Below are 22,795 nucleotides of genomic sequence, written 5' to 3'. Positions count from 1 at the left end.
ACGGTCGGCCTCACAGGGGCTGGAAGGTCGAGGCCGCGGCGGGGGTCAGCACGGCACCGGTCTCGATGTCGTAGAACCAGCCGTGCACCCGCAGCTCACCGGCCTCGACCCGCTCGCGGACGAACGGGTACGCCTCCAGCGTGCGCAGCTGCGCGAGCAGGTGCCGCTGTCCCTCCGCACGCAGCGCCGGGTCCGCCGCGGTGGCCGCGGCGGGCAGGCGGTGTTGGGCGAGCCAGCCGCGCATGGTGGGCAGGTGGTCGATCGCGGCGCCGTGCAGCGCGCTGACCGCGCCGCAGTGCGAGTGCCCGCACACGATCACCTCGGGCACCCGGAGCCCGACCACGGCGAACTCGATCGTCGCCATCTCGCTGGTGGGGGCGTCTTCGCGGTATTCGGGAATGACGTTCCCGGCGGTGCGCAGTTCGAACAGGTTGCCCGCTTCGGCGCCGGTGATGGCCGAGGGGACGATGCGCGAGTCCGCGCAGGTGATGAACAAGGCGGTGGGCTGCTGACCGGCCGCGAGGCTGCGGCCCGCGTTCTCCGGACGCCGGACGGGGTGTTCGCGGGCACGTTCGATCAGGCGACGGATATCCATGGGATCCCTCACTGTGCATTGTGTGTGTTCAACTGTTCAGCGACATCCGTGCTGATCAGTTCCGGAACACCTGTAATGCCGGAGGTGAGGTCAGTTCGCGCAGGTGCTCGGCCGGTCGCACCCGGTGCGGCGGACGGTGCGCGTCCGGCCGGATGTCGTGCGCGGGCCGTTGTGCGGCAAGGAGTTCAGTGGCCGGGCGGGGCCGGCGGGCGACCAGGCGGGCGGGCGCCTCCCTGGCGGCCTTGCGCGGGAATTCCTCTTTCGGGCTTTCCTTGGCGGGCTTGTGGCTTTCCTTCGCCGGGTGGTGGCTTTCCTTCGACGGCTCGGGGTTGTGCGGGCCGGACAATGGCAGCACGGCGGCGTTGTCGACGAGGGGTGCACAGGCCGGGGTGAGCACACCCAGCAGGCTCAGCACAATCGCGAGCAAGACCGCGCGCACTGTCCTCCCCTCTCGGACTCGTCCTTGATCATACTGTCCAGCAGCGATTCGGCGAAGTCGAGTTCAGCGCCGTGAATTTCTGAAGAATTTCCGCATTCTGAGACGCGCGCCGTTGCGTGCCGAATGGTTCGTCAATCATCCCAGCATACCGGGTGTGCTGCCAACCCCCCACTTGACGGGGGTCACTTGGGGGGCTAGATGTTTACGTAAACATCACACGGCCGACGGGGACCCGATGACCAGACTGATCAGCATCCTTGCCGCGTCGGCAGTGGCCTTCGCCGCCGTGGTGACACCGGCCGCGGCGGCGGTGCCCTCGACCACCGTCCGGCCCGATCCGACCTACCAGCAGCAGCCGTTCCAGGGCTGGGGCACCAGCCTGATCTGGTTCGCCAACGCCACCGGGGGCTACCCCGCGGAGATCCGCGACCGGCTGGCCGAGCTGCTCTTCAGCGAGCAGGGGCTGCGGCTGAACATGGCGCGCTACAACATCGGCGGCGGCAACGCCCCCGACGTGCCGCCCTACCTCCGCCCCGGCGCGGCCGTGCCCGGCTGGTGGCGGGCGCCGGCGGGCACCACGCGCAAGGACACCGACTGGTGGCGGCCCGGCGACCCGCGCCTGTTCGACCCCTCGGCCGACCCCAGGCAGCGCTGGTGGGTGGACCGGATCAAGTCAAAGGTGACCCACTGGGAGGCCTTCAGCAACTCCCCGCCCTGGTTCCAGACCGTCAGCGGCTACGTCTCCGGCGGCTTCGACCCCTCGGCCGACCAGCTGCGCGTGGACCGGATCGAGGACTTCGCCGCCTACCTGACCCAGGCGATGGTCGAGCTGGAACGCGCGCACGGCATCCGGTTCGGCACCCTGGACCCGTTCAACGAGCCCAACACCCCGTACTGGCGCACCACCCTGGGCCCCAACGGCGACCCGACCGGCGGTCGCCAGGAGGGCGCGCACATGAGCCCCGGCTTGCAGGCCAAGGTCATCCCGCCGGTGGCCGCGGCGCTGCGGGCGAAGTCGTTGCGGGCGGCCGTCTCGGCGCCGGATGAGACCAACCCCGGCATCTTCGCCGAGAACTGGGCGGGCTACCCGGCCGAGGTGCGCGCCAAGGTGGGGCAGCTGAACGTGCACACCTATGGCACCGGCCGCCGCACCTCGGCCCGGGACATCGCCAAGGGCGCGGACAAGCCGCTGTGGATGAGCGAGGTGGACGGCTCCTGGGGATCGGGGCAGAGCTTCACCAGCATGGACCCCGGCCTGGGCATCGCCGAGCGGGTGATCGACGACCTGCGTGAGCTGGAGCCGCGCAGCTGGCAGCTGTGGCAGGCGATCGAGGACTACGACAACATGAAGCCCGGCGGCGAGTCGCCGGCCGGCATGAACTGGGGCGTGGTGCAGATCCCGTTCAACTGCGGGCCCAAGGACACCCTCGCCACCTGCGCGCCCAGGGTGAACACCAAGTTCCACACCCTGCGCAACTTCACCCACCACATCAGGCCCGGCGACCGGCTGGTCGCGGTGGACACCACCACCGACGTGGCCGCGGTGCGCGGGCCCGGCGCGGAGCTGACCTCGGTGGTGCACCTGAACAAGACCGACCAGGCGCAGACGGTGAACCTCGACCTGTCCCGGTTCGCCTCGGTGTCGCCATACGCCAGCGTACGGCCGGTGGTCACCGACGCACGCGGCGCGCTGGTCGAAGGGGCCGCGGTGCGGGTGCGCGAGGGCAAGGCCACGCTGACCGTGCCCGCCCGCTCGGTCACCACGTTCCAGGTGCGCGGGGTGAGCGGTGTGCGCGGTGCGGCCGCGCTGGGCGGCGAGTACCGCCTGACCGGCGCGCAGAGCGGCAAGTCGCTCGCACCCGCCGGCCCGGACCTGGTGCAGCGCACCACCGACCCGGCGGCCGCGGACCAGGTGTGGCGGCTGGAGCGCAAGTCCGGTGGCTACGGCAACCGGGCCCAGTTCGCGGTGGTCAACGCCGCCACCGGGCAGCGTCTGGCCGCGGCCGGGGGCGCGGTGGTGCTGCGGCCCGGCGCGGCCGACGGCCCGGAGGCCCGGTGGATTCCCTCCTCCACCGGCGACGGCAGCTGGACCTTCGTCAACGCGGGCACCGGCGCGGTGCTCGACGTGACCGGCGAGTCGCAGGCCGACGGCGCGCGGATCGGCCTGTACCAGCCGACCTCCAAGGACAACCAGCGCTGGACGGCGGTCAGGCAGTCGAAATGAACCGTCGAATTCCGCGTCGAACTCCTTTTCCGGCGCGGAATTCTTGACCAGGCAAAACCGACGCCCATACGGTCGAAAACGCTTACGCCCGGGGACTTCCTGACTGCGAGGTAGCAGCATGCGGTATCGACCGAGGTCTTCGCGGGTTCTCCGGGCGCGGCCGGCGCTCTGGCTGGCCGCTGCCGTGCTCGTGCTGCCGCTGGCCCAGCCGGTGCCGGCCGCCCAGGCACAGGCGCCGGGTGACGGCTACCTCAGCCACACCCCGGTGCGCGACGGGTTCACCCTCGCCGCGGCGGGCCGGGCCGCGCCGCTGGTGGTCAGCGCCGCGGACCACCCCGGCGTGGTCAGGGTGGTCGGCGACCTGCGCGAGGACGTCGGCCGGGTCACCGGGGTCCGGCCCGCCGTGTCGGTGGACCAGGTGCCGCGGCAGAGCCAGGTCGTGCTGATCGGCACCATCGGCAAGAGCCCGCTGATCGACGGCCTGGTCGCCGCCGGGAAGCTGGACGTCAGTGGCATCGCCGGGAAGTGGGAGACCTCGCTGCAACAGGTGGTGGCCAACCCACTGCCCACTGTGGACAGAGCGCTGGTGATCGCGGGCAGCGACCAGCGGGGCACCATCTACGGGGTCTACGACGTGTCCAGGCGGATCGGCGTCTCGCCATGGCACTGGTGGAACGACGTGCCGGCCCGGCAGCACAGCGCCCTGTACGTGCGGCCGGGCAGGCACAGCCAGGGCACGCCCGCGGTGCGCTACCGCGGCTTCTTCGTCAACGACGAGGACCCGCAGACCGGGACCTGGGCACCGGGGCAGTTCGGTCCGGGCAAGGCCCCTGGCCACCCCAACGGCCTCAACAGCCGGTACTACGAGAAGGTCTTCGAGGTCATGCTGCGGCTGAAGGCCAACTACCTGTGGCCGGCGGTCTGGGGCAGGGCCTTCGCCGAGGACGATCCGGCCAACCACGCCACCGCGACCCGCTACGGAGTGGTCATGGGCAGCTCGCACGAGGCGCCGATGATGCGCGGCATCGAGGAGTGGAACCGGAACCCGCGCGCGCACGGCGGCACCGGCGAGTGGAGCTTCGTGCGCAACCCCGAGGCGGTCAAGGCGTACTGGCGGGAAGGCATCCGCCGCATGCGCGCCCAGGACTTCGAGGGCGTGGTCACCCTGGGTATGCGCGGCAACGGCGACACCAAGCTGCCCGACGGCGACGCGATCGAGCTGATGGAGAAGATCATCGCGACCCAGCGCCAGATCCTCACCGAGGAGGCGGGCCGCCCGGTCGCGGAGGTGCCGCAGGTCTGGACCCTCTACAAGGAGGTCCAGCGCTACTGGGACAAGGGTTTGCGCGCGCCAGACGACGTCACCGTGGTCTTCGCCGACGACAACTGGGGCAACATGCGCAAGCTGCCCCAGCAGAACCTGCCGCCGCACGCCGGGGGCTACGGCCTGTACTACCACTTCGACTACGTGGGCGGCAGCCGCAACTACAAGTGGGCGGACACGGTCAACCTGGCCGGCACCTGGGAGCAGCTGCGCACCTCGCACGCCTACGGGGTGGACCGGCTCTGGGTGGCCAACGTCGGCGACCTGAAGAACATGGAGCGGCCGACCCAGTTCTTCCTCGACTACGCCTGGAACCCGGCCGCGCTGACCGCCGACCGGATCGACGACTGGGAGCGGGAGTTCGCGGCGCAGAACTTCGCCACCGCCGCGGCCCCGGCGGTGGCCGGGCTGCTGCACACCTACGGGCAGCTGCAAGCACGCCGCAAACCCGAGTCCACCAACCGGAAGATGACCCGCACCGCCACCGGCGCGGTCACCACCGACGACACCACCACCCCGTTCAGCATCGAGAACTACGCGGAGCTGGAACGGGTCACCGCCGAGTGGCAGTCGCTGGCCGCCAGGGCCGAGTCGGTCAGGGCCACCCTGCCGCGCGCCGACCAGGACGCCTATTACCAGCTCGCCTTCTACCCGATCAAGGCCACCGCGAACCTCTACGCGTTGCGCCAGGCGCAGTTCCTCAACCGCCGGTACTGGACCCAGGGCCGCGCGGCCGCCAACGACATGGCCGACCTGGCCGCGGCCCGGCTGGCCGAGGACAAGGCCATGTCGGAGCACTACAACAACACCCTGGCCGGCGGTAAGTGGCGCGGCTGGCAGACCCAGACCAAGTTCGGCTACGGGGACAAGGAGCGCTACGGCAAGGACGCCAGCTGGCAGTCCCCGCCCGCGCCGGATGAGATCTACCCACGGCCACAACGGGTCTCCGTGCCGGCCGCGGCCGAGCTGGGCGTGGCGATCGTGGGTTCGCGGGACTGGTGGCCGAACTCGGCCGCCGCGCCGGTGCTGCCCGCGTTCAGCCCGCACCAGACCCAGCCGGAGCAGCACATCGAGGTGTTCAACCGGGGCGCCACCGCGTTCGACTACCGCATCAGCACCTCGGTGCCGTGGCTGACCGCGACCCCGGCCGAGGGCGCCGTTGGCAAGCAGGTGCGGGCAACGATCCGGGTGGACTGGGCCCGAGCGCCGTGGGGGACGTTCCGGGTGCCGATCACGGTGACCGGGGCTGGGCGCACCGTCACGGTCGAGGCCGTGCTGGACAATCCGGCGGGCCCCGCGCCTGCAACCGGTTTTGTCGAGGCCAACGGGTATGTCTCGATGGAGGCGGACCACCACTCCGCGGCGGTCGGCGGCAACGGCGTGTCCTGGCTGCGGGTGCCCGATCTGGGCCGCACCGGTTCGGGCATGACCCCGGACCCGCCCACCGCGGCCGCGCAGACCCCGGGGACGGGTCCCCGGCTGGAGTACCGGATCAACCTGCGCGCCGCGGGACCGGTCACCGTGTGGTCCTACCTCTCGCCGCGGAACAACGTGCTGTACGGCAACGGGATCCGGTACGCGGTCTCCATCGACGACCAGCCCGCGAAGATCGTGAACACCACCGCGGGCGTGGACGACACGACCATGAACGCGTTGTGGGGCCTGCACACCGCCGACGCGGTCAACCGCAGCGCGACCACGTTCACCGTGGACAAGCCGGGCGCGCACACGGTCAAGTTCTGGATGGTGGACCCGACCGTGGTGGTGCAGAAGCTGGTGGTGGACACCGGCGGGCTGGCCGAAAGCTACCTCGGGCCGCCGGAGAGCCACCGCGCCAGGTCCTCGGCTTCGCCTCGCTAGCACGGGTTCTTCTTCGACTCACGGGACGGTTGCGATGTCATTGCGGCGACGGACAAGGCAATGGTGGGCACTGCTCCTCGGCGGTGTGGTCGCCGTGGGGATGTGCGGCGCGCCCGTGGCGGCGCAAGCCGAACCGGGCGAACAGGTCCGGCCGGTCGACCGGGCGGTGGACTTCACCGAGGGCTGGCGCTTCGCCCTGGTCAACACCACCGGCGCGGAGGCGCCCCAGCCGGACCCACGCAGTCCATTGTGGACCGACGCGCGGCTGCCGCACGACTGGAGCATCGGACTCAATCCGGTGCAGAACGCGCACACCATCGCCGGCACCGCGTTCCTGCCCGGCGGACTGGGCTGGTACCGCAAGACCTTCACCCTGCCACCCACGGTCGCGGGCAAGAAGGTGGCGGTGGAGTTTGACGGTGTCTACATGGACGCCGAGGTCTACCTCAACGGCAAGCTGATCGGCCGCCACCCCTACGGCTACACCGGCTTCGCCCTCGATCTCACCCCGCACGCCCACACCAACGGCACCCCGGACGTGCTCAGCGTCCGGGCCCGCAACCAGATCCCCAGCAGCCGCTGGTACTCCGGCAGCGGCATCTACCGCGACGTCCGCCTCGTCGTCACCGACCCTGTGCACGTCACCCGCCACGGCGTGACCGTGACCACCCCCGACCTGGCGAACACCATCGGTTCCGGTTTCGCCACCATGCGCGTGCAGACCGGCGCGGTCAGCGAGAACTCCCCGGTCCAGGCCGACATCACCGCCACGGTCAAGGATGCGACCGGCAAGGTGGTGGGCCGGGGGAGCGCACGGGCCGACCTCGGCCCGGAGCCGGGCACCGCGAGCACCGATGTGCGGATCGACCAGCCGGTGCTGTGGTCGGCCGAGCGGCCACATCTGTACACAGTGGACACCGAGGTTGTGGTGGCTGGCAAGGTGGTGGACCGGGTGTCCACCCGCACCGGCATCCGGTACTTCGCCTTCCACCCGGACAACGGCTTCTCCCTCAACGGCAAGGAGACCAAGCTCAAGGGCGTCAACCTGCACCACGACCTCGGCGCTCTCGGCTCCGCGACCAGCAAGGACGCGATCGTCCGGCAGTTGCAGATCATGAAGAGCATGGGCGTCAACGCCGTGCGCACCTCGCACAACCCACCCGCCCCGGAGTTCACCCAGGCCTGCGAGGAACTGGGTCTGCTGTTGCAGATCGAGGCATTCGACACCTGGCGCACGCCGAAGACCCAGTTCGACTACGGCCGCTTCTTCGACGCGCACAGCAGCGCCGACATCCGGGAGATGGTGCACGCGGCCAAGAACTCCCCGTCTGTCGTGATGTGGTCCATCGGCAACGAGATCCACGACACCACGCTGGCGATCGGCATCCCGATCGCCCAACGGCTCATCGAGGACGTGCGGGCGGTCGACCCCACCCGGCCGATCGTGATGGGCTCGAACAAGTACCACCGGGTGCCCACGGCCGGATCTCCGCAGGACGAGATCCTGAAGCTGCTCGACGGCATGGGCCTGAACTACAACACCGCGGTCTCCACCGATGCGCTGCACGCCCGCTATCCCACCAAGTTCTTCTTCGAGAGCGAGTCCTCCTCCTCGACCTCCACCCGCGGCTACTACCAGGACCCGGACCAGCTCAACACCGGGGAGAACTACACGCCCGGCAAGCGGAACACGTCCTCGTACGACAACAACCTGGAGTACTGGACCTACAGCGGTGAGTACGGGCTGAAGAAGGACCGGGACCGCAAGTGGTTCGCCGGGCAGTTCCTGTGGACCGGCATCGACTACCTCGGCGAGCCCACGCCGTATGACGTGTTCCCGGTGAAGGCCTCGTTCTTCGGCGCGGTGGACACCGCCGGGTTCGCCAAGGACTTCTACCACCTGTTCCGCAGCCAGTGGTCCACCGAACCGATGGTGCACCTGCTGCCGATGAACTGGACCGACCACAAACCCGGCGACCAGGTCTCGGTCTGGGCCTACAGCAACGCCGACACCGTGGAGCTGTTCCTCAACGGCAAATCGTTGGGGGAACGCAAGTTCGACACCAAGACCACCACCGGCGGCACCCGCTACCTGGAGACCACCGAAGCGACCGGAGACGACAAGACCGTCACCACTGGCCGTTTCCCGGGCAGCTACACCAGCCCGAACGGCAGCGCGGGCAAGCTACACCTCACGTGGTCGGTGCCCTTCCAGCCCGGTCGGCTGGTCGCTGTCGCCAAGCGTGGCGGTACTGAGGTCGCCAGGGATGAGGTCCGCACCGCGGGCGCACCACACGCGATCAAGCTGACCCCCGACCGCAAGGCCACCAAGGCCGACGGCAAAGCACACACCTTCGTCACCGCCGAGGTCGTCGACGCGGCCGGGGTGGTCGTGCCGGGGGCGGACAACCTGATCTCCTTCCGGGTCAACGGTGGCAGCCTGGCGGGGCTGGACAACGGGCGTCAGGAAAGCGCGGAGAACTACCAGGCGGGCTCGCGAACCGCGTTCAACGGCAAGGCACTGGCCATCGTCCGGTCCGGCCGCGGCACACCGGGCGTGGCCATCACCGCGAGCGCGCCGGGCCTGCGGACCGGGATCGCGATCGTCCCGGCCACCGGCGGCCGGGCGGGAACCGCCGAACCCGAACCCCCAGCAGCGCCACCGGAGGCCCCGGTCGCGGCGGCGGATGCGAGCTACTCGGGCGCGGTGGACACGGTGCCGGCCGCGATGCTCGACGGTGACCCGGCCACCGGCTGGTCGAACCGCTACCGCAAGCGCGCCACCGCCCTGCTGCCCGAGGTGAGCCGGGCGCACCCGGCGGCCTGGGTGTCGGTGTCCGGGCTGGACGCCGGGCCGGTCGGCTCGGTGGCGGCCTCGTTCATCACCGACGCCGCGCACGCCCTGCCCGCGAGCATCGGAGTGTCCTATTGGGACGGGCGCGCGTTCGTCCCGGTGCGCGATGCGAAGATCACCTGGGCGACTGAGTCCGGGCAGCCGACCAGGATCACCTTCGGCCCGGTGCGCACCAGCCGCATCCGGCTGGACCTCACCAGTCGCGCTCCGGGCACCGCGCACGGCTTCCTGCGGATCGCGGAACTCGCCGTCGAACGCTGACCCCCGAAGTGTCGAATCCGTCGTCGAATGTGGTGTCGATTCGACGAAACCGTTGTGGCGCAACAGTTTGCCCTGGACAATTCGGCTCACGATCCGGCACGCTGTCCCCAGTTCCGCCGCCGAAGTGAAGGGTGGCACCACCATGCGCATCACAGCAGCGACACTGGCCCTGCTGGTCACGGCGAGCCTGGCCAGTCCAGGGCTCGGCCGGGCGGCGACCTGGGAGGACGTCGTCACGCCCAGCTCCTTCGGCGGCTACGGCGCGCTGGAGTCGGAGTGGAACTACCGCTACCCCTGGGGTTCGGACCACAACGGCTCGGCGCGGATGTACGCCAGCGCCAGCGACCACAACCACGTCTCGCTCTCCGGTGGCGTGCTGACGCTGCGCGCCTCGCGGATCTCCTGGAACGAGGGCAACAGCTCGGCCTCCCCGCACCTGCCCATCCGCTACCACTCCGGCGCGATCCACGCCAAGGACCAGGTGCTGGTCACCGAGGCGTTCCCGAACTACGAGGTCAGGGGCGAGTTCCAGGCCCCGTCGACGCGCGGGACCTGGCCGGCGTTCTGGCTGACCGGCGTGCGCAGCTGGCCGCCGGAGAGCGACATCCTGGAGTTCAAGGGCGACAACCGCAACTGGTTCAACACCTTCCGCTCCGCCAGTGACGTCTCCACCACGACCGTCGGGGTGTCCTCGCCCGGTTCCTGGCACACCTACCGGGCCTGGATCACCAAGGTGAACGGCACCGACGTGGAGATCCACTACTACCTGGACGGGAAGTGGATCGCCAAGCACACCGGCCGGAACTTCGTCGGCCAGCCACTGTGGGTGATCCTCAACCTGCAGATGGAAGGCTCCTCGGGCAGTCCGGGACCCGGCGGGGACACGGTGTACCGCGCCCGCAACGTCTACATCGGACGGACCAGGGCATGAGCGGGCGGCGGGTGGTGCGGGCCGTCGTGCTGAGCGCGGCGCTGCTGGCGGGATCGCTGGCCGTGCCGGGCACCGCGGTGGCGCAGCCGCAGGCGCGGCTGGTCTCGGACACGCTGCTGGACTCCTCGGCGCTGTACTTCGTCTCCTACGACGGCGTGGTGAACAACAACTCCTTCCAGCAGGAGGCGATCCTGACCCACAAGGGTCACCAGTACGCCACCTGGTACACCGCGAGCCGCCACGCGGTGATCGCCCGGCGGCCGGTGGGCGGCACCCAGTGGGAGACGGTGACGCTGCCGCACCGGCTCAGCGTCGACGACTCGCACAACGTGATCTCCCTCGGCATCTCGCCGCAGGACGACACCGTGCACGTCGCGCTGGACACGCACAACACCCGCCTGCACTACCTGCGGTCCGCCCCCGGCCTGGCCGCTGGCGGGCAGCCCTGGCGGGCGGCCGCCTTCGGCTCGGTGCGGCGCACCCTCGGCGAGGTCGAGCTGGGCGCGATGACCTACCCGAGGTTCCTGGTCACGCCCGAGGGCAGGCTCCAGTTCAGCTACCGCACCGGCGGTTCCGGCAACGGCGTCAACGAGCTGGCCGAGTACTCCGGCGGGACCTGGCGCAAGCTCGGCGCCTGGACCTCGGCGACCGGCTCCTACACCGGCCCCAACGGCGTGGTCTCCGGCACCAGGAACATGTACCTGCACGGCCTGACCTACGACCGGAACGGACGGCTGCACGCTGCGTTCACCTGGCGCGAGGGCAACGCCGGCGTGCTGTGCGCGCTGGGCGGGCTGACCAACCACGACACCGGCTACGTCTACAGCGACGACCGCGGCCGCACCTGGCGCAACGGCGCGGGCGCGGTGGTGGGCACCACCGGCGGCACCAGGGTGAGCGTCGGCTCACCCGGCCTGGTGGCCGATCCGCTTGGCCCCAACCACGGGCTGATGAACCAGGAGAGCCAGGCGGTCGACGCGGCGGGCACGCCGCACGTGGTGATCAGCTACGTGCCCGGCCGGTTCACCCAGTGCGTCACCGACTACGCGCGGCAGCGCGCCCAGCACGGCCGCGCCTTCCACCTCGTCCGCGGCGCCGGCGGCGGCTGGACCAAGCGGGAAGTGCCGATCGCACCGAACCACACCCAGCGCAGCAAGATCGTTCTTGACCGGATGGAAAGCGCTTACCTCGTTATGCCGGGCGGCCGGATCGTGTCTGCCAGCAAGGCGAGCGGGTGGACGGACTGGCGGCTGGTGTTCGACGGGGCAGGGCTGCGCGCCTTCGGCGAGGTCAACGTGGACGCCTCCCGCCTTACCACGCAAGGGATTCTCTCCGTGCAGTACCAGCAGACCTCCAGTGGCAGCACGCCTTCACCGATCCGGGTCGCCGACTTCCGTCTCGGCTGAGCACACCACCAAGGATGCCCATGACCAGCAGAGGCCGTCTGTTCCGCGCACTCGCGCTCACCGCCAGCCTGGTGGCCGGCGCGGTCCTCCCGGCCGCCGCGGCGCCGAGCGACGCGGTCACCGTGCGCGTCGATCCCTCCTACCAGCAGCAGGAGTTCGAGGGCTGGGGCACCAGCCTGGTCTGGTTCGCCAACGCCACCGGCGGCTACCCGGAGCCGATCCGCCGCAAGCTGGTGGACCTGCTCTTCGGCGAGGACGGTCTGCGCCTGAACATCGCCCGCTACAACATCGGCGGCGGCAACGCCCCGGACGTCCGCAAGGACTACATGAAGAAGGGCGCGACCATGGAGGGCTTCTGGAAAGCCCCTCCAGGCACCACCCAGAAGGACAAGGACTGGTGGCGGCCGGACAACCCCGCGCACTGGAACCTCGACGCCGACGCCAACCAGCGCTGGTGGGTCGAGGCGATCAAGCGAAAGGTGACCCACTGGGAGGCATTCAGCAACTCCCCGCCCTGGTTCCAGACCGTCAGCGGCTACGTCTCCGGCGGCTTCAACCCGAACACCGACCAGATCCGCCCGGACCGGGTCGAGGACTTCGCCACCTACCTGGCGCGGGTGAGCGCCCACCTGGAACGCGCGCACGGCATCAAGTTCGGCACCCTCGCCCCGCTCAACGAGCCGAACACCAACTACTGGGGCACCCAGCTCGGCCCGGACGGCCAGCCGACCGGCGGGCGGCAGGAGGGCGCGCACGCCGGGCCCGGCCTGCAACAGCAGGTGCTGCTGGCCGCGCGGCGTGCCCTGGACCGGCTCAGCTCGCGCACCGAGGTCTCCGCGATGGACGAGACCAACCCCGGCATCTTCGCGCGCAACTGGCAGGGCTACGGCCCGGCCCGCGACGTGATCGGCCAGCTCAACGTGCACACCTACGGCACCGGCCAGCGCACCAGCGCCCGTGACATCGCCAAGGGCGCGCACCGCGACCTGTGGATGAGCGAGATCGAAGGCACCTGGGGCACCGGCACCGACTACACCGGCATGGAACCCGGACTGGGCATCGCCACCCGCATGGTGGAGGACATCCGCGAGCTGGAACCCACGGCCTGGGTGCTGTGGCAGCCGATCGAGGACGCCGGCCCGCAGGTGAGCGCGGGCAAGAACTGGGGCAGCATCCACGTGCCGTTCACCTGCACGGCCAAGGACACCTTGCAGACCTGCCCGATCCGGACCAACACCAAGTTCCACACCATCCGCAACTTCACCCACCACATCCGGCCCGGCGACCGCTTCGTCAAGACCGACCAGCCCGCCACCGTGGCCGCGGTGCCGCGCTCCGGCGCGCAGGCGAAGGTGGTGCACGTCAACAACGGCGCCGCCACCCGCACGGTGACCCTTGACCTGTCCCGGTTCGGGCAGATCTCGCCGCAGGCCTCGGTGACCCCGGTGGTCACCAGCACGGCGGGCGCGCTCGTGCGCGGCAACCCGGTGCGCGTCTCCGGCGGGTCGGCGAAGCTGACCGTGCCCGCGAAGTCGGTCACCACCTTCCTCGTGGACGGCGTCTCCGGCGTGGCCAAGGGTGCCGCCCTGATCCAGCCCGGCCACCGGTACCAGCTGCCGGGGGTGGCCAGCGGCAAGTCGATGACGCCCGCCGCGAGCGGGACCGAGGTGGTCATCCGCACCAGCGACGCCGGCCGCGCGGCGCAGCAGTGGTCGGTGCGGAAACTGGGTGGCGCCAACGGAAACCGCGAACGGCACGAGATAGTCCACCTGAGCAGCGGCACCCGGATCGCGGCCAGGGGCAACGCCGCCGTGCTGGAACGGACGGGCACCCCGGCGAGTCCGGCCGCGCAGTGGATCATGTCGACCACCGGCGACGGCAGCTGGACCTTCGTCAACGCGGCCACCGGCCGGGTGCTCGACGTGGCCGGGCAGTCCACCGCCGACGGCGCCTCGGTGACCACCGCCGACCCCTCCTCCGCGCCGAGCCAGCGGTGGCGGGTGACCGACCAGACGCCACCCGCACCAGGAACCCTTCAGTAACCACTTCGACGAACGGACCCTGCCATGCACAAGTCAACGGTGATGCGTGCACTGCTCATCACAACGTCCTCGGCCCTGGTGGCCACCGCCGCGGTGTACCCCGCCACCGCCGCCGCACCCGCCGCCGCGCAGGCGGAGAAGCTCGACCGCGGCCTGATCAGTGTGCACACCGGCACCGGCAACTTCCTCAGCTGGCGGCTCGCCGCAGGGGAAGCCCCCGCCACCGAGTTCCTCGTCTACCGCGACGGTGTGAAGGTGACCGCGAAACCCGTCTCTGCCACCAACTTCCAGGACACCGGAGCCCCGGCCGAGGCGAGCTACGAGGTACGCCCGGTGGTCAACGGCGTCGAGCAGCGCAGCACCGGCCCCACCACGCCGCCGCTGCGGATGGCCGCCCACACCGAGGGAGAACTCGGGGTCACCGCCAGCACGCGGGATGTGCCGTTGCAGATCCCGCCCGGTGGCTCGACCTCCTCAGGCGCCTACACCTATGAGGCCAACGACGCCAGTGTCGGCGACCTCGACGGTGACGGGCAGTACGAGATCGTGCTGAAGTGGAACCCCACCAACGCCAAGGACAACGCCCACGCCGGCCACACCGGCAACACGATCCTGGATGCCTACAAGCTCGACGGCAAACGATTGTGGCGGATCGACCTGGGCCGCAACATCCGCTCCGGCGCGCACTACACCCAGTTCCAGGTCTTTGACTACGACGGCGACGGCAAGGCCGAGCTCGCGGTCAAGACCGCCGACGGCACGCGGTCGGGCACCGGTCAGGTGATCGGTAACGCCAACGCCGACCACCGCAACTCCAGCGGCTATGTGCTGGCCGGACCGGAGTTCCTGACCGTCTTCCGCGGCACCGACGGTGCGATCCTGGACACCGAGAACTACATCCCGCCGCGCGGCAACGTCTCCGACTGGGGTGACAACTACGGCAACCGCTCCGACCGGTTCCTGGCCGGCACGGCCTTTGTGGACGGTGCGCGGCCCAGCATCATCATGGCGCGCGGCTACTACACCCGCGCGGTGGTCTCGGCGTGGGACTTCCGGGGCGGGCAGCTGACCCGGCGCTGGACCTATGACTCCGGTCGCAGCGGCGGGGCTTACGGGCAGGGCAACCACAACCTGTCAGTAGCCGATGTGGATGGCGACGGCCGGGATGAGATCATTTACGGTTCGGCCACCATCGATGACAACGGCGCGTTGATGTATCGCACCGGTTTCGGTCACGGTGACGCGCTGCATGTCAGCGACTTGGTGCCGGGCCGGCCGGGGCAGGAGGTGTTCACCGTGCATGAGTCGGGCAGCCAGCCCGCGATGGATGTGCACGACGCGCGCACCGGTCAGGTGATCTACCGGGCTCCGGCGTGCAACTGCGACAACGGCCGAGGGGTGGCCGCGGATGTGTGGGCGGGTAGTCCTGGTGCCGAGATCTGGTCCGGGGCGGTGGGCGGGTTGCGCAGTGCGGCCAACGGCAACCAGGTGGCCGCGCGTAAGCCGGGCTCGCAGAACTTCGTGATCTGGTGGGACGGCGACGCTCAGCGGGAGTTGCTGGATGGCACGCAGATCAGCAAGTACGGCACCGGCGGCGACACGCGTTTGTTGACCGGTTCGGGGGTCTCGTCCAACAACGGCACCAAGTCCACCCCGGTGCTACAGGCCGACATCCTGGGCGACTGGCGGGAGGAGGTCATCTGGCGCACCAGTGACAACCGAGCGCTGCGCATCTACTCCACCACCACTCCGACCACGATCAGCCGCGCGTCGTTGATGCAGGACCGTCAGTACCGGCTGGCCGTTGCCTGGCAGAACACCGCCTACAACCAGCCGCCGCACGCCAGCTTCCTCAACCCGTGACGCCCGCCCCCGCACCTACGGAGTCCGTCATGACCTTGCCACGACGCGCGTTCCTCAGCCTGAGCGCGACCGTCACTGGGCTGTCCCTGCTCAGCGGCGCACTGCCCGCGGCGGCCGAAAGCGGGACGGCCATGGGCAATCCCGCGCTGCCCGGCCTGACCGCCGACCCGCACCTCACCGCCGCCGGTGGCCGGTTCTACCTGTACCCGACCACCGACGGCTTCCCCGGCTGGGGCGGCAGCACCTTCTCCGCCTACTCCAGCACCGACCTGGTGCACTGGCGGAACCACGGCGTCATCCTGGACCTGGACAAGGACATCTCCTGGGCGGACAAGTTCGCCTGGGCCCCGGCGATGGCGCAGAAGAACGGCAAGTACTACTTCTACTTCAGCGGCGGCAAGGCCACCGGCGACACCGGCAAGCACCTCGGTGTCGCCGTCTCGGACTCACCGACCGGCCCGTTCAAGGACGCGCTGGGCAAACCCCTCGTGAGCGCCGGGACCTACGGCGGTCAGATGATCGACCCGATGGTCTTCACCGATGACGACGGCCGCAGCTACCTGTACTGGGGCCAGGGCGGTTCCCACCAGGTGCCGCTCAACCCGGACATGGTCTCCTTCGACCCGGCGAAGGTGCGCACGCACAAACCCCAGGACTACAACGAGGGCTCGTTCGTGTTCAAACGCAGGGGCACCTACTACTTCATGTGGTCGGAGGGGGACACCCGCAGCGAGGACTACCGGGTCGCCTACGCCACCGGCCCGTCCCCGGTCGGCCCGTGGACCAAGCGCGGAGTCATCCTGAGCAAGCGGCTGGACCAAGGTATCAAGGGCACCGGGCACCACTCGGTGCTGCGCGTGCCCGGTTCGGACAGTTGGTACATCGCCTACCACCGCTTCGCCATCCCCGGCGGGGACGGCACGCACCGGGAGACCGCCATCGACCGGATGCGCTTCAACCGCGACGGCAGCATCCAGCCGGTGGTGCCCACCCTGACCGGCATCAACCCGATCCGCCTTGGCTACGTAGAATGAGGTGTCCGCGGAAGATGGTTCTCTGGAAGAAGCACGATGGTCGACCTGAAGTCGCTGTACCACGACCTGATCCACTACGAGATGGAGCTGTGGGACGCCGTCGACCGGCGGCTGCGCGCGGAGTGCGACCTGCAGGTGACCTGGTTTGAGGTGATGCGGGTCATCGCGCGGCACCCGGGCTGCCGGGTGCAGGACATCGCCGCGGATCTGGGGATCACAGTCGGCGGGGTGAGCAAGGTGGTCGACCGGGTCGAGGCGGCCCGGCACTGCAAGCGCCGGGCCAACCCGGACGACCGCCGATCCTCGATCGTCGAGCTCACCGCCGCCGGGAGCCGCCTGCTCGCCAAGGCCACCGGGGTCTTCGAGGCTGAGCTGGAAGTCCGGCTCGGGTCGGTGGTCCCCGAGCGCTCCCTCAAGCAGTTCTCCGTGACCCTGGGCAAGCTGCGGGCGGCAGGCCGGGCTATGGGGGAGGGGCACAAACCCGCCTGAGCGCGAAACCGTGACACGGCCGGGGCGGTTGATGCGACGGGCTGGTCAGCCGCCACGCCTGCGCCGAGATCCCGCCGAGGGTCGAGTACGAGCTGACCGCGCTGGGCGAGCCGCTGCACGAGCCGCTGCACGCGCTGGGGCGATGGGCCGAGGAGCACGCCGCCGAGGTGCTCACCGCCCGCGAGGCCTGCGAACTCCAGTCCAGAGTGGACACTTCTTCGGGTGACGCCGGTCACATACTCGTGTTAGTTACGTTGAGGTGACTGGTTACGAATAGTCACTATTGGCCGGTACCTGGAACTCACCCCAAGGAGATCTCCGATGGCCAAGTCGACCGACCCGCTCGCCGTTGCCGCCAAGTACTTCGACGCGTTGTCCGCCAAGGACTTCGCCACCGTCGCCGGCATGTTCGCCGACGACATCGTCTGGCACCAGCCGGGCGGCAACCAGTTCTCCGGCGTCCATCACGGCAGTGCCGCGGTCGGCGAGATGATCGGCGCCATGATGGCCGTCAGCGAAGGCACCTTCGCGCTCTCGCTGACCGCGGCCCCCATGGTCAACGGGTCGGTGGTCGCGGCGCCGGTGCACTTCACCGGCCGGCGCGAGGGCGCGACCATGTCCCAGCACGGGCTCGACCTGCTGCGGATTGAAGGCGACCGGATCGCCGAGGCGTGGCTGTTCTCCCCTGACCCGGAGGCCGAGGACGCTTTCTGGGGCAAGGGCTGAGTCGAGCGGGATGCTGACCGGCATCGGCATCCATTGTGGACTGCCGGTCGGCTTTATAGGGTTGGCGACCGTGGAGATGCTGCACCTGCGCTACTTCCTCGCGGTGGCCGAGGAGCTCAACTTCGCGGCCGCCGCGCGCAGGCTGCACATGGCGGCCTCCCCGCTGAGCCAGCGGATCAAGGACCTGGAGCACGAGCTGGGGCAGCGGCTCTTCGACCGGGACACCCACCACGTCGCGCTCACCCCGGCCGGGGCTGCGCTGCTGCCGATGGCGCGCGAGGTGCTGGAGCGGGTCAACTCCATCCCGTGGCGGCTGCGGGAGGCGACCGGGCAGGGCCGCGGCACCGTGTTCCTCGGCCTGCCCTCCGGCGTGCACCCCGACCTGCGCGAGCGGATCAACGAGCTGGCCGGGCGGGTCCGCGAGCGCTTCGAGCTCAAGCGGTGGCCGGGCGCGACCCCCGACCTGGTCACCGCGGTGCGCGAGGGCAAGCTGGCGCTGGCACTGGTCAGGTTGCCGGTGGCCGATCCGGCGCTGGAGCAGCTGCCGGCGATGTCCGAACGGCTCGGCGCGGTGGTGCCCGCGGACGCCTTCGCCGGGCGGGACTCGGTCACGCTGGCCGAGCTGGCCGACCTCTCCTACGTGGCCGGTCCGGCCGGGGAGATGCCCGGCTACTTCGAGCGGCTCGACGGCCAGTTGGCCGAGCTCGGGGTGAAAAAACGCATTCGGCTGACCGGCGCCGGATATGGCGGAGTTTCTGAGCTCATTTCCGAGGGGCTTGCTTTCAGTATTTCCATGCTCGATTCGCGTAGTCCCATGCACGGCTACAAGCTGGCGAACGTGACGGTGCTGCCGTTCGCCGACTTCCACCCGCGCCTGGACACCGGCCTGCTCTGGCGGCACGACCGCGCCCACGGCGGTGACCTCGATGAACTCGTTTCCGCTGCTCGTGAGGTCTTCGCCGAACCGCTCGAAGCCTGACAAATGGTATGACCGCTGTGGTCATACCATTGTTCGCGATATGAACATTCCCATTCTTTCCGTTCGCGCCTAGGTTCGTTTGTAGAACAACTGAACCGGCGCGAAAGGACGAGCAATGACGGAGCTCACCGGCGCCACCGGCCCCCTGGACGGTGTGCGCGTGATCGACCTCTCCACCGTGGTGATGGGCCCGTACGCGGCCCAGATCATGGGTGACCTGGGCGCCGACGTGATCAAGATCGAGTCGCCCGCGGACACCGCGCGGGTGGGGCACTACCGCACCACGCCCGGCATGACCCCGCTGCACCTCAACGTCAACCGCAACAAGCGCAGCGTCGCGCTCAACCTCAAGGACGAGACCGAGCGGGCCACCGCCCTGGCGCTGATCGGCACCGCGGACGTGGTGATCACCAATATGCGGCCCGGCGCGCTGAGCAGGCTCGGCATGAACTACGAGGCCCTCGCCGAGGCCAACCCCGGCCTGATCTACGCACACGCCCAGGGCTTCCGCGGCGACTCCGACCTGGCCGGCCACGCCGCCTACGACGAGACCGTGCAGGCCGCCTCCGGCCTGGTCGACATCGCCAACCGCGCGCTGGGCAAGCCGGTCTACCTGCCGACCATCCTGGCCGACAAGGTCTCCTCGCTGACCATCGTCTACAGCGTGCTCGCCGCGCTGGTGCACCGCGACCGCACCCGGCAGGGCCAGCGGATCGAGGTCCCGATGACCGACACGCTGCTGGCCTTCAACCTGGTCGAGCACCTGGCCGGGCACGTCTTCGAGCCCCCGCAGGGCGAGACCGGGTTCGCGCTGTCGATGACCAAGGGCCATCAGGCGGTGCGCACCCAGGACGGCTTCGCCTGCGTGATCCCGTACAACCCGCAGAACTTCCGCGACTTCTTCGCCGCCGCCGGCCGTCCCGAGCTGGCCGCCGACCCCCGGGTGAACGGGCAGGCCGTGGACAGCGCCGACCACGAGGCCCTCGCCGCGCTGATCGAGGAGTGCGCACCCGCGCTGACCACCGCCGAGTGGGCCGAGGTCTGCGCCAAGCACAGCATCCCGATGGCGCCGGTGCTGGAGCTGGACCGCGCGCACGAGGACCCCTACGTCCGCGACGGCCACCTGCTCGACACCGTCGAACACCCCACCGAGGGCCCCATCCGCGCCATCGGCATCCCGGTCCGCTTCGCCGCCACGCCCGGTTCGATCCGCCGCTTGGCCCCGGTGCCCGGCCAGGACACCGCGGAGGTCCTCGCCGAGCTAGCCACCCGCTGACCCCGGCCATCCCGGGCAGCAGAAGGAAGAACGTCATGAGCACCACCGAAGTACGCGTCGAACGGATCGGCAGCACACTGCTGATCACCCTGGACCGCCCGCAGGCTCGCAACGCCGTCAACGCCGCGGTCGCCACCGGACTGGCCGCCGCACTGGACGAGCTGGAATCCGATCCCGGGCTCCGGGCCGGCGTCCTCACCGGCGCGGAGGGCACCTTCAGCGCGGGCATGGACCTCAAGGCCGCCCTGCGCGGCGAGTCGCCGGAGATCCCCGGCCGCGGGTTCGGCGGCCTGACCGAGGCCGAGCTGACCAAGCCGCTGATCGCCGCGGTGGAGGGCTTCGCCATGGGCGGCGGGTTCGAGCTGGCGCTGGCCTGCGACCTCATCGTGGCCGCCGAGGACGCGCGGTTCGGCCTGCCCGAGGTCAAGCGCGGCCTGGTCGCCGCGGGCGGCGGAGTGATCCGGCTGCCCCAGCGCATCCCGCACCACTTGGCCATGGAGCTGCTGCTGACCGGCGAGCCGGTCACCGGCCGCCGCGCGGGCGAGCTGGGTCTGGCCAACCGGGTCACCGCCCCCGGCGAGGCCACCGCGGTCGCCCTGCAGCTGGCCGAGCAGCTCGCGCTCAACGCCCCGCTCGCGCTGGCCGCGGTGAAGACCATCGTGCGCGCCGCGCAGGGCGTGCCCGAGGCGGCGGCCTTCGCCGCGCAACGTGCGCACCTGACCCAGCTGATGGCCTCGGCCGACGTCCGCGAGGGCATGACCGCCTTCGCCGAGCGCCGCGCGCCGCAGTGGACGGGGGAGTGAGATGAAGATCAACGATGTCCGGCAGCGGGTGACCACCCCGCTGACCAGCCCGGCCTTCCCGCCGGTCGTGCCGAGGTTCACCGACCGCGAGTACCTCAACATCGTCTACCGCACCGACCCCGAGGCACTGCGGGCCGTCGTGCCGGAGCCCCTGGAGATCGACGAGCCGCTGGTCCGGTTCGAGGTGATGAAGATGGGCGATGTCAGCGGGTACGGCCCCTACACCGAGGCGGGCCAGGCGATCCCGGTGACCTTCGACGGTGAGCGCGGCGAGTACCTGCACGCGATGCACCTGGACAACTTCCCGGCCACCGCCTCCGGGCGCGAGGTCAGCGCCTACCCGAAAACCATTGGCGCGCCACGACTCTACGTCGACAGCGGCGTACTGGTCGGCACCCTGGACTACGGCACGCTGCGGGTGGCCACCGCGACCATGGGCTACAAGCACCACGAGCTGGACCCGCGCACGGCCGAGGAACAGATCACCGTGCCCACCTTCATGCTCAAGACCATCCCCGGCTACGACGGCACGCCCCGGGTGCAGGAGCTGGTGCGCACACAGATCACCGACCTGGTGGTCAAGGCGGCCTACACCGGGCCCGCGCGCCTGCAGCTGTTCCAGCACGTGCTCGCCCCGCTGGCCGACCTGCCGGTGCTGGAGGTCGTCGCCGCCAGCCACATCCTCACCGACCTGACGCTCGCCCCGGTCAAGCCGGTCTTCGACTACCTGAAGGGAGCACGGTCATGAGCCAGCAGTTCCGCACCGCCGCGGTGATCGGCGCGGGCACCATCGGCCTGTCCTGGACGGCCCTGTTCGCCGGGCACGGCTTGACCGTCCGGGTCAGCGACCCCCGGCCGGACCTCGCCGAGGCCGTCGCCGGCGCGCTCACCGAGTTCACCCCGCACCTGGCCGCCCAAGGCCTGGATGTCACCGGCCTGGCCGAGCGCGTCCAGCTGGCCGCCGATGTCACCGAGGCGGTCCGGGACGCGGATGTGGTGCAGGAGAACGGACCCGAGAACGTCGAGTTCAAAAAGGACCTGTTCGCTACCCTGGTCCGGGAAGCACCGAAGTACGCGCTGCTGCTGAGCTCCTCCTCGGCCATCCCGTCCTCGGCCTTCACCGGCGAGCTGGCGGCGGCGGACCGGATCCTGATCGGCCACCCTTTCAACCCGCCGCACCTCATCCCGCTGGTCGAGGTCGTGCCCGGCGAGCGCACCAGCGCGGAGTCGGTGCGCGCCGCGGTGGACTTCTACACCTTCCTCGGCCGCACCCCGGTGGTGGAGCGCAAGGAGATCCCGGGGTTCGTCGGCAACCGGCTGCAGAACGCGCTCAGCCGCGAGGCGATCTACCTCGTGGAGCAGGGCGTGGTGACCCCGGAGGATCTCGACAAGGTGATGACGAACTCGCTCGGCATCCGCTGGGCCACGGTCGGGCCGTTCCTCGGCGCACACCTGGGCGGCGGGCCCGGTGGCTACCGGCACATGGCCGAGCACATCGGCAAGTCGATGAAGAAGATGTGGGCGGGCCTCGGCCAGCCCTCGCAGGACGAAGCAGAGCAGGAACGGCTCATCGAAGCCGTTGAGAAGGCTTACGGCTCCTCCACGTACTCGGCACTCGCCGAGGCGCGCGACCGCAAGCAGCTCGCCGTGCTGTCCGCTTTGGACAGTGCCAGCAAGGAGGAGAACTGA

18 protein-coding genes are annotated in these 22,795 nt (G+C 70.1%); 16 read left to right on the top strand and 2 right to left on the bottom strand.

Annotated features, from left to right (window positions below; all coding sequences use genetic code 11):
• Positions 1–10 precede the first annotated feature (10 nt).
• Both ACWDY5_RS17905 and ACWDY5_RS17900 read right to left on the bottom strand, forming a co-directional pair.
• Positions 11–595 (bottom strand): carbonic anhydrase, encoded by a 585-nt coding sequence (locus ACWDY5_RS17905; protein WP_449723292.1) that lies wholly within the window; start codon positions 593–595, stop codon positions 11–13.
• Between the two features lie 55 nt (positions 596–650).
• The gene (locus ACWDY5_RS17900; RefSeq protein WP_449723291.1) at positions 651–1,034 is read right to left on the bottom strand and encodes a hypothetical protein; all 384 of its coding nucleotides are present in this window, start codon (positions 1,032–1,034) and stop codon (positions 651–653) included.
• A 235-nt stretch (positions 1,035–1,269) separates the two neighbouring features.
• Here ACWDY5_RS17900 and ACWDY5_RS17895 point away from each other — a divergent pair, with 235 nt between their 5' ends.
• From ACWDY5_RS17895 to ACWDY5_RS17820, 16 genes are all read left to right on the top strand, one after another.
• Positions 1,270–3,258, top strand: coding sequence for an RICIN domain-containing protein (locus tag ACWDY5_RS17895; protein ID WP_449723290.1), 1,989 nt, complete (start codon positions 1,270–1,272; stop codon positions 3,256–3,258).
• 118 nt (positions 3,259–3,376) lie between these two features.
• Positions 3,377–6,442, top strand: a complete 3,066-nt coding sequence (locus ACWDY5_RS17890) for a glycosyl hydrolase 115 family protein (RefSeq protein WP_449723289.1) — start codon at positions 3,377–3,379, stop codon at positions 6,440–6,442.
• A 115-nt stretch (positions 6,443–6,557) separates the two neighbouring features.
• On the top strand, positions 6,558–9,557 hold the full coding sequence (locus ACWDY5_RS17885) for a glycoside hydrolase family 2 TIM barrel-domain containing protein (RefSeq protein WP_449723288.1): 3,000 nt from the start codon (positions 6,558–6,560) through the stop codon (positions 9,555–9,557).
• 142 nt (positions 9,558–9,699) lie between these two features.
• Positions 9,700–10,488: a glycoside hydrolase family 16 protein gene (locus tag ACWDY5_RS17880; RefSeq protein WP_449723287.1), complete on the top strand. Its 789-nt coding sequence runs from the start codon at positions 9,700–9,702 to the stop codon at positions 10,486–10,488.
• Positions 10,485–11,894 (top strand): BNR repeat-containing protein, encoded by a 1,410-nt coding sequence (locus tag ACWDY5_RS17875; protein WP_449723286.1) that lies wholly within the window; start codon positions 10,485–10,487, stop codon positions 11,892–11,894. The genes ACWDY5_RS17880 and ACWDY5_RS17875 overlap by 4 nt, the downstream gene beginning before the upstream one ends.
• Before the next feature lie 20 nt (positions 11,895–11,914).
• Positions 11,915–13,936 carry an RICIN domain-containing protein gene (locus ACWDY5_RS17870; protein ID WP_449723285.1) on the top strand — a complete coding sequence of 674 codons (2,022 nt, stop codon included), beginning with the start codon at positions 11,915–11,917 and terminating at the stop codon, positions 13,934–13,936.
• Positions 13,937–13,960: 24 nt separating this feature from the next.
• On the top strand, positions 13,961–15,799 hold the full coding sequence (locus ACWDY5_RS17865; RefSeq protein ID WP_449723284.1) for a rhamnogalacturonan lyase: 1,839 nt from the start codon (positions 13,961–13,963) through the stop codon (positions 15,797–15,799).
• Positions 15,800–15,828: 29 nt separating this feature from the next.
• On the top strand, positions 15,829–16,833 hold the full coding sequence (locus ACWDY5_RS17860; RefSeq protein WP_449723283.1) for a family 43 glycosylhydrolase: 1,005 nt from the start codon (positions 15,829–15,831) through the stop codon (positions 16,831–16,833).
• A gap of 36 nt (positions 16,834–16,869) precedes the next feature.
• Positions 16,870–17,322 (top strand): MarR family winged helix-turn-helix transcriptional regulator, encoded by a 453-nt coding sequence (locus tag ACWDY5_RS17855; RefSeq protein ID WP_449723282.1) that lies wholly within the window; start codon positions 16,870–16,872, stop codon positions 17,320–17,322.
• A gap of 41 nt (positions 17,323–17,363) precedes the next feature.
• Entirely contained in the window at positions 17,364–17,585 is a 222-nt protein-coding gene (locus ACWDY5_RS17850) for a winged helix-turn-helix transcriptional regulator (protein ID WP_449723352.1), read from the top strand.
• A 58-nt stretch (positions 17,586–17,643) separates the two neighbouring features.
• The gene (locus ACWDY5_RS17845) at positions 17,644–18,048 is read left to right on the top strand and encodes a nuclear transport factor 2 family protein (protein WP_449723281.1); all 405 of its coding nucleotides are present in this window, start codon (positions 17,644–17,646) and stop codon (positions 18,046–18,048) included.
• Positions 18,049–18,118: 70 nt separating this feature from the next.
• Complete coding sequence (locus tag ACWDY5_RS17840; protein ID WP_449723280.1) at positions 18,119–19,027, top strand: LysR family transcriptional regulator; 909 nt, start codon at positions 18,119–18,121, stop codon at positions 19,025–19,027.
• A 115-nt stretch (positions 19,028–19,142) separates the two neighbouring features.
• Positions 19,143–20,303, top strand: coding sequence for a CaiB/BaiF CoA transferase family protein (locus ACWDY5_RS17835; RefSeq protein WP_449723279.1), 1,161 nt, complete (start codon positions 19,143–19,145; stop codon positions 20,301–20,303).
• Between the two features lie 35 nt (positions 20,304–20,338).
• Positions 20,339–21,106 carry a crotonase/enoyl-CoA hydratase family protein gene (locus tag ACWDY5_RS17830; RefSeq protein WP_449723278.1) on the top strand — a complete coding sequence of 256 codons (768 nt, stop codon included), beginning with the start codon at positions 20,339–20,341 and terminating at the stop codon, positions 21,104–21,106.
• 1 nt (position 21,107) lies between these two features.
• Positions 21,108–21,854, top strand: coding sequence for an acetoacetate decarboxylase (locus ACWDY5_RS17825; RefSeq protein WP_449723277.1), 747 nt, complete (start codon positions 21,108–21,110; stop codon positions 21,852–21,854).
• Complete coding sequence (locus ACWDY5_RS17820; protein ID WP_449723276.1) at positions 21,851–22,795, top strand: 3-hydroxyacyl-CoA dehydrogenase NAD-binding domain-containing protein; 945 nt, start codon at positions 21,851–21,853, stop codon at positions 22,793–22,795. Before ACWDY5_RS17825 ends, ACWDY5_RS17820 begins: the two co-directional genes overlap by 4 nt.

This window comes from Crossiella sp. NPDC003009 (assembly GCF_053591555.1).
This window is presented reverse-complemented; position numbering and strand designations above follow the sequence as displayed.